This window comes from Microvirga sp. P4_G7 (assembly GCF_056401005.1).
In genome coordinates, this window is record NZ_JBFUKD010000580.1 from 1 (window position 1) to 2,382 (window position 2,382).

The 2,382-nt window shown below is 60.8% G+C and carries 2 protein-coding genes and 1 pseudogene; all 3 read right to left on the reverse strand.

Annotated features, from left to right (window positions below; translation table 11 throughout):
* Window positions 1-308: pseudogene (locus AC1DT3_RS18195) on the reverse strand (hypothetical protein); the annotation flags it as partial.
* A 260-nt stretch (window positions 309-568) separates the two neighbouring features.
* The gene (locus AC1DT3_RS18200; RefSeq protein WP_477466637.1) at window positions 569-1,585 is read right to left on the reverse strand and encodes an alpha/beta fold hydrolase; all 1,017 of its coding nucleotides are present in this window, start codon (window positions 1,583-1,585) and stop codon (window positions 569-571) included.
* Between the two features lie 50 nt (window positions 1,586-1,635).
* The coding region (locus tag AC1DT3_RS18205; protein ID WP_477466636.1) for a xanthine dehydrogenase family protein molybdopterin-binding subunit at window positions 1,636-2,382 on the reverse strand (747 nt) is incomplete at its 5' end.

Sequence of the window (2,382 nt, forward strand, 5' to 3'; positions counted from 1 at the left end):
GTCCAGTACCAGCATAGGCCCGGCGCCGGCGCCGCGGGCGCGCTTCCGATCGCCGCCGCCGCTACGATTGTGCCGAGGGCAACGCCGCCGACGATCGTTCCGTAATAGGGCCGGCGCGTCCACCCGCGCACAGGCCGGGCGACGACGTTCACATTCGTGCGACGAACATTCACGTTCGCGCCGCGATTGATGTTGACGTTCGGGTTGCGGACCGTGTTGTGCCGAACAGCGGCATTCCCGCGGGCTGCAGGGGCATGGCCCCTTCCGCCACCGCGCATCGCAGCATATTCGGCATGGCATGCGAGCATTGTGGGCGCCGAGGGCGGGGCGCTGGCGGAGGAGCGGCTGGTTTCCGCCGCTTCTCCTACGCACGTCGTCACAAGCAGGAAAAATGAGGCTCCGCTAACGATCAGTTTTCTCATCATCGTGTTTCCCAGTGGCGAGGGTCAACCTGCTCTCTCCGCAAGGGGATTAAGCGGAGCTTTTCGTCAGGGAGCCAATCGTTCCGATCAATCTAAGGGAGTTCATGCCTGCTTCAACATGGACGCATTTTGACGGCATGTCCCTGCTAACGTTGACGGGAGACGTCCAGGACGGCATCTGTGAAGGCGCGGGGTGCCTCCTGGGGGAGATTGTGGCCAATGCCGCCTTCGATGACCCTGTGGGAATACTGTGCCGAGAATTTCTTCGCATAGGTGCTCGGGTCCGCGTGCGGCGCACCGTTCGCATCGCCCTCGAGCGTAATGGTGGGCACGGCAATGATCGGACCTGCGGCGAGCTGCTTCTCCAGCTCGTCATATTTAGGCTCACCCTCAGCCAGGCCGAGGCGCCAACGGTAGTTGTGAATGACGATTTCCACGTGATCCGGATTGTCGAGCGCGGTCGCGCTGCGATCGAACGTGGCGTCGTCGAAGTTCCATTTCGGCGAAGCGATACGCCAGATGAGCTTTGCGAAATCGCGGCGGTACCTGTCGTAGCCCGCACGACCGCGTTCCGTGGCAAAGTAATATTGATACCACCATTGGAGTTCTGCGCTCGGGGGAAGAGGCACCCTATTGGCTTCGGGGCTGCCGATCAGGTAGCCGCTCACCGAAACCATGCCCTTGCAGCGCTCCGGCCAGAGCGCCGCGATGATGTTGGCGGTGCGCGCGCCCCAATCGTAACCTGCGATCGTGGCTCTCTCGATCTTCAACGCGTCCATCAGGGCGACCATATCGACGGCGATTGCCGATTGCTGGCCGTTGCGCATGGTTTCAGGCAAGAGAAACCGGGTCGTGCCATACCCGCGCAGATGCGGCACGATCACTCGGTAGCCGGCTGCGGCAAGCAAAGGCGCGACATCGGCATAGCTGTGAATGTCGTAGGGCCAGCCGTGCAGGATGAGGACGACGGGTCCCTCGGCCGGACCGACTTCAACGTATCCCACATCGAGCAGCCCGGCATCAATCTGCTTCAACGGCCCTAAGGAATTTTGCGGTGCCGGTTGCGCGCTCACCGATCTCAACGTCACCAACTGCGCCGCCGCGACAGTCACAGCTGCGGCGCTCAGGAAGCGGCGGCGAGCATGGTCGATCACTTCGGGCATTCTGGTGTCCATGGAGGTTCCTGCTCAACAAGCTTTGGTAGGCGTTTCGATTATTGCAGTTTGTCGAGCGTGATCGGCAGATTGCGCACCCGCTTTCCCGTGGCGTGATATATTGCATTGGCGATCGCCGCTGGAACACCCACGATCCCGATTTCACCCAATCCTTTGACGCCGAGAGGATTGACGATGTCATCCTGCTCGTCGACGAAGATCACCTTGATGTCGTGCACGTCCGCATTCACTGGAACATGGTATTCGGCGATATTGGCGTTCATGACGCGACCAAACGTGTGATCGATCAGCGTTTCCTCATGCAGGGCTATTCCGATTCCCCAGACGACACCGCCCATGACTTGGCTGTGTGCGGTCTTGGCGTTCAGGATACGGCCGGCCGCGACGGCGCTGACGATCCGCGTGACGCGTACGACGCCGAGTTGTTCATCCACCTTGACCTCGGCAAAGATCGCCGAATGCGTGTTATGGGCGTGCGAACCATTATTCGCGAATTCGGTGGCTTTTTCCTGTTCGATACGATCGACCCCACCGAGCCGCATCGCATCTGCGATCGTTACCTTGCGGGCGGCATCCTGCTTGCTGACGATCATGCCATCGGCGAGCACGACCTGTTCCGGCGTTTCAGCTGCGAGTGGCGAGTTCGGCATTTCTTTCGCAAGACGCAACAGTTCTTCCCGCACCGCCTTGCAGGTCGTAACAATCCCATTGGACACGGAGGCAGCAATCCACGACCCGCCCTCGACCGGTGATTGGGGTAGGGTGGAATCACCCAACCTGACGCC

Bases quoted from the DNA above. Each gene is read 5' to 3' on its own strand.
- AC1DT3_RS18200 (WP_477466637.1), bottom strand. From the start codon at position 1,585: ATGCCCGAAGTGATCGACCATGCTCGCCGCCGCTTCCTGAGCGCCGCA.